The sequence below is a fragment of the Psychrobacter luti genome, assembly GCF_014192115.1.
Classification (GTDB): Bacteria; Pseudomonadota; Gammaproteobacteria; order Pseudomonadales; family Moraxellaceae; genus Psychrobacter; species Psychrobacter luti.
Genome location: NZ_JACHXL010000013.1, coordinates 1 through 5,702 on the forward strand (window position 1 = coordinate 1; position 5,702 = coordinate 5,702).

2 tRNA genes and 3 rRNA genes are annotated in these 5,702 nt (G+C 48.0%); all 5 read right to left on the minus strand.

Features of this window, described 5'->3' with window-relative positions:
• Nucleotides 1–26: 26 nt before the first annotated feature.
• The 5 genes from rrf to FHS24_RS12290 all read right to left on the minus strand — a co-directional run bounded on the left by rrf (nucleotide 27) and on the right by FHS24_RS12290 (nucleotide 5,324).
• Nucleotides 27–141: ribosomal RNA gene (gene rrf, locus FHS24_RS12270) — 5S ribosomal RNA — on the minus strand.
• Nucleotides 142–327: 186 nt separating this feature from the next.
• Nucleotides 328–3,190: ribosomal RNA gene (locus tag FHS24_RS12275) — 23S ribosomal RNA — on the minus strand.
• A 359-nt stretch (nucleotides 3,191–3,549) separates the two neighbouring features.
• A tRNA-Ala gene (locus FHS24_RS12280) sits at nucleotides 3,550–3,625 on the minus strand.
• Nucleotides 3,626–3,633: 8 nt separating this feature from the next.
• Nucleotides 3,634–3,710 (minus strand) — tRNA-Ile (locus FHS24_RS12285).
• Nucleotides 3,711–3,785: 75 nt separating this feature from the next.
• A 16S ribosomal RNA gene (locus FHS24_RS12290) occupies nucleotides 3,786–5,324 on the minus strand.
• Together the 16S, 23S and 5S rRNA genes with 2 tRNA genes alongside form the textbook arrangement of a ribosomal RNA operon.
• Nucleotides 5,325–5,702: the final 378 nt, after the last annotated feature.

Genomic DNA, 5,702 nt, shown 5'->3' on the forward strand with positions numbered 1-5,702 from the left:
AAGGGGGTTTTACTTTTAGAATAGAGAGCTGACGATGACCTACTCTCACATGGCCGGAGCCACACTACCATTGGCGCGATGATGTTTCACTTCTGAGTTCGGGAAGGGATCAGGTGGTGCCATCATGCTATTGTCGTCAGCAAAGGGGTTAGATATGAGTCTGTTGTTATTGTTTTGACGTCAAGTATTATCTATTAGTCTCATCAACATAAACCTAACTGAATCAAGGTTTAAGGTGATATCGAAATATTCTTTCTTTATTCTATAAGCTTTCGCTTATACAAGATAGATTAATTAGAGCTTTCATACAAACCACTTGGGTGTTGTATGGTCAAGCCAAACGAGCAATTAGTACAGGTTAGCTACACACATCGCTGTGCTTCCACACCCTGCCTATCAACGTCGTAGTCTTCAACGGCTCTTTAGGGAAATCTTATCTTGAGGTGGGCTTCCCGCTTAGATGCTTTCAGCGGTTATCCCATCCGAACGTAGCTACCGGGCAATGCCACTGGCGTGACAACCCGAACACCAGAGGTTCGTCCACTCTGGTCCTCTCGTACTAGGAGCAGATCCTCTCAAATTTCCAACGCCCACGGTAGATAGGGACCGAACTGTCTCACGACGTTCTAAACCCAGCTCGCGTACCTCTTTAAATGGCGAACAGCCATACCCTTAGGACCTGCTTCAGCCCTAGGATGAGATGAGCCGACATCGAGGTGCCAAACACCGCCGTCGATATGAACTCTTGGGCGGTATCAGCCTGTTATCCCCAGAGTACCTTTTATCCGTTGAGCGATGGCCCTTCCATACAGAACCACCGGATCACTAAGACCTACTTTCGTACCTGCTCGACTTGTGGGTCTCGCAGTTAAGCGCGCTTTTGCCTTTATACTCTATGAACGATTTCCGACCGTTCTGAGCGCACCTTCGTACTCCTCCGTTACTCTTTAGGAGGAGACCGCCCCAGTCAAACTACCCACCATACATTGTCCTCGGTATTGTTATACCTGAGTTAGAACCCCGACATGACCAGGGTGGTATTTCAAGATTGGCTCCACCAAGACTAGCGTCTCGGCTTCAAAGCCTCCCACCTATCCTGCACAAGTCAGGTCAAAGTTCAATGTAAAGCTGTAGTAAAGGTTCACGGGGTCTTTCCGTCTAGCCGCGGGTACACAGCATCTTCACTGCGATTTCGATTTCACTGAGTCTCTGCTGGAGACAGCGCTGCCATCATTATGCCATTCGTGCAGGTCGGAACTTACCCGACAAGGAATTTCGCTACCTTAGGACCGTTATAGTTACGGCCGCCGTTTACTGGGGCTTCGATCAAGAGCTTCGCTTACGCTAACCCCATCAATTAACCTTCCAGCACCGGGCAGGCATCACACCCTATACGTCCACTTTCGTGTTTGCAGAGTGCTGTGTTTTTAATAAACAGTTGCAGCAGCCTGGTATCTGCGACTGCCAACAGCTCAAGGAGCAAGTCCTATCACCATCGGCAGCGTACCTTCTCCCGAAGTTACGGTACCATTTTGCCTAGTTCCTTCAGCAGAGTTCTCTCAAGCGCCTTGGTATTCTCTACCTGATCACCTGTGTCGGTTTAGGGTACGATTCGTTTATAACTATTGCTTAGAAGCTTTTCCTGGAAGCATGGTATTTGCCACTTCGCTGTACAAGTACAGCTTGCTATCAGATCTCAGCCGTATTACAGTCCGGATTTGCCTAAACTGTAAGCCTACATCCTTTCACCTGGACAACCAACGCCAGGCTGACATAACCTACTCCGTCCCTCCATCGCATTATAAACAAGTATCGGAATATTAACCGATTTCCCATCGACTACGCCTTTCGGCCTCGCCTTAGGGGTCGACTCACCCAGCCCCGATTAACGTTGGACTGGAACCCTTGATCTTCCGGCGTGCGAGCTTTTCACTCGCATTATCGTTACTCACGTCAGCATTCGCTCTTGTGATACCTCCAGCATGCTTTACAACACACCTTCACAGGCTTACACAACGCTCCCCTACCACTTGAAAACAAATTCAAATCCGCAGCTTCGGCTCCTAGTTTGAGCCCCGTTACATCTTCCGCGCGGGCCGACTCGACTAGTGAGCTATTACGCTTTCTTTAAAGGATGGCTGCTTCTAAGCCAACCTCCTAGCTGTCTATGCCTTCCCACCTCGTTTCCCACTTAACTAGGAATTTGGGGCCTTAGCTGGCGGTCTGGGTTGTTTCCCTCTCCACAATGGACGTTAGCACCCACTGTGTGTCTCCCGGATATCACTCATCGGTATTCGGAGTTTGCATCGGTTTGGTAAGTCGGTATGACCCCCTAGCCGAAACAGTGCTCTACCCCCAATGGTGTTCGTCCGAGGCGCTACCTAAATAGCTTTCGGGGAGAACCAGCTATCACCGAGTTTGATTAGCCTTTCACCCCTATCCACAAGTCATCCCCTGGCTTTTCAACGACAGTGGGTTCGGTCCTCCGGTGCCTGTTACGGCACTTTCAACCTGCTCATGGATAGATCACTCGGTTTCGGGTCTATGCCCTGCAACTAATTCGCCCTATTAAGACTCGGTTTCCCTACGGCTCCCCTAAACGGTTAACCTTGCTACAGAACATAAGTCGCTGACCCATTATACAAAAGGTACGCAGTCACCCCAATAAATTGAGGCTCCTACTGCTTGTACGCACACGGTTTCAGGTTCTATTTCACTCCCCTCACAGGGGTTCTTTTCGCCTTTCCCTCACGGTACTGGTTCACTATCGGTCAGTCAGGAGTATTTAGCCTTGGAGGATGGTCCCCCCATCTTCAAACAGGATTTCTCGTGCCCCGCTCTACTTAATATGTTAACTCTAATGTTTCGAATACAGGACTATCACCTACTACGGTCAGCTTTCCCACGCTGTTCTTCTACATTAGAATTAATCGGCTTCTCCCCGTTCGCTCGCCGCTACTAGGGGAATCTCATTTGATGTCTATTCCTAAGGGTACTGAGATGTTTCACTTCCCCTCGTTCGCTTCTTGTACAAGTACAAGATACCTACCTTATGGTAAGTGGGTTTCCCCATTCAGAAATCTCCGGATCACAGGATATTGCCGCCTCCCCGAAGCTTATCGCAGGCTGTCACGTCTTTCATCGCCTCTGACTGCCAAGGCATCCACCATGTGCGCTTCATTACTTGACCATACAACCCCAAGTAGTCTTAACTTATAAATAAGCTTTGACTCCTAAGTGTCATAAAGTCTAATTATGATAACGATATCACCTATGTTTATACGCTTGATTCAGTTCTCTTTACTTTTTTAATAACTCACTACTGGGATAACAACTGATGTCGTTAAGTAGTGAGTTATTAAGGTTAGGAACAACGCGTGAACACGTGTTCCTAACCCAGACTCATATCTATGTTTTTAAATAGTTCTTACGCTCTCGTCGAGTCATAAGTTCTGTATAAAACAGAAGTAAATAATCAATAACGATCACTTAATTCTGTTGAATACCTATTATATTTATTGGCATCTAAAGCTTACTTGGCGTTTATAGTGGTGGAGCCAAACGGAGTCGAACCGTTGACCTCCTGCGTGCAAGGCAGGCGCTCTACCAACTGAGCTATGGCCCCATGTAAAATGGTGGGTCTAAGTGGACTTGAACCACTGACCCCCGCGTTATCAACACGGTGCTCTAACCAGCTGAGCTACAGACCCAATTACGCTTAAATAAACGTAAGCTTAAACTAAAGAACAACTTGTTGTGAATTCTTGCTGACCGAATGCCATCGATAAGGAGGTGATCCAGCCGCAGGTTCCCCTACGGCTACCTTGTTACGACTTCACCCCAGTCATCAACCACACCGTGGTGAACGCCTTCCCGAAGGTTAGGCTATCCACTTCTGGTGCAATCAACTCCCATGGTGTGACGGGCGGTGTGTACAAGGCCCGGGAACGTATTCACCGCGGCATTCTGATCCGCGATTACTAGCGATTCCTACTTCATGGAGTCGAGTTGCAGACTCCAATCTGGACTACGATAGGCTTTTTGAGATTCGCATCACATCGCTGTGTAGCTGCCCTCTGTACCTACCATTGTAGCACGTGTGTAGCCCTGGTCGTAAGGGCCATGATGACTTGACGTCGTCCCCGCCTTCCTCCAGTTTGTCACTGGCAGTATCCTTAGAGTTCCCGGCTTAACCCGCTGGTAACTAAGGACAAGGGTTGCGCTCGTTGCGGGACTTAACCCAACATCTCACGACACGAGCTGACGACAGCCATGCAGCACCTGTATTCTAATTCCCGAAGGCACTCCCGCATCTCTGCAGGATTCTAGATATGTCAAGACCAGGTAAGGTTCTTCGCGTTGCATCGAATTAAACCACATGCTCCACCGCTTGTGCGGGCCCCCGTCAATTCATTTGAGTTTTAACCTTGCGGCCGTACTCCCCAGGCGGTCTACTTATTGCGTTAGCTGCGTCACTAAGTCCTCAAGGGACCCAACGACTAGTAGACATCGTTTACGGCGTGGACTACCAGGGTATCTAATCCTGTTTGCTACCCACGCTTTCGAGCCTCAGTGTCAGTATTATGCCAGAAGGCTGCCTTCGCCATCGGTATTCCTCCAGATCTCTACGCATTTCACCGCTACACCTGGAATTCTACCTTCCTCTCACATACTCTAGCTCAACAGTATCAGATGCAGTTCCCAGGTTGAGCCCGGGGATTTCACATCTGACTTATCGAGCCACCTACGCTCCCTTTACGCCCAGTAATTCCGATTAACGCTTGCACCCTCTGTATTACCGCGGCTGCTGGCACAGAGTTAGCCGGTGCTTATTCTGCAGCTAATGTCATCGTCCGTGGGTATTAACCACGGAGTCTTCTTCACTGCTTAAAGTGCTTTACAACCAAAAGGCCTTCTTCACACACGCGGCATGGCTGGATCAGGGTTGCCCCCATTGTCCAATATTCCCCACTGCTGCCTCCCGTAGGAGTCCGGGCCGTGTCTCAGTCCCGGTGTGGCTGATCATCCTCTCAGACCAGCTACAGATCGTCGCCATGGTAGGCCTTTACCCCACCATCTAGCTAATCCGACTTAGGCTCATCTAATAGCGAGAGCAACAAGTTGCCCCCTTTCTCCCGTAGGTCGTATGCGGTATTAATTCGAGTTTCCCCGAGCTATCCCCCACTACTAGGTAGATTCCTAAGTATTACTCACCCGTCCGCCGCTCGACGCCTGGTAGCAAGCTACCATCGTTTCCGCTCGACTTGCATGTGTTAAGCCTGCCGCCAGCGTTCAATCTGAGCCATGATCAAACTCTTCAGTTTAATCTTGCTATGAAGCTCTTTAAAGAAGCTTCTAAACTTGGCTCATCTAATCTGGCAAAATCGCTAAAAATTATGTTCGTAATGAATTAACTTTGAGTTTTTCTGCTGTCTTAAATGATAATTTTTATAGTTAGAAAAACTTCCGAAAAGGAAGTAAAACCAACTTTATTTTTTAGCATTCTGAATCAGCAAAAATCCACACAAGTTGTTCTTTAGTTATGCTTTTAAATAGTGTCATGCTACTGTCGTCCAGTAGATGATTATATAGGGTATTACTTTCACTTCATTGGCTTAAACCATATGGGTTATGCCTTGAAGCGAGCTGACTATCATATCATAATGATTTGGTTTGTCAAGCTTTTTTATAAATTGTTTCAA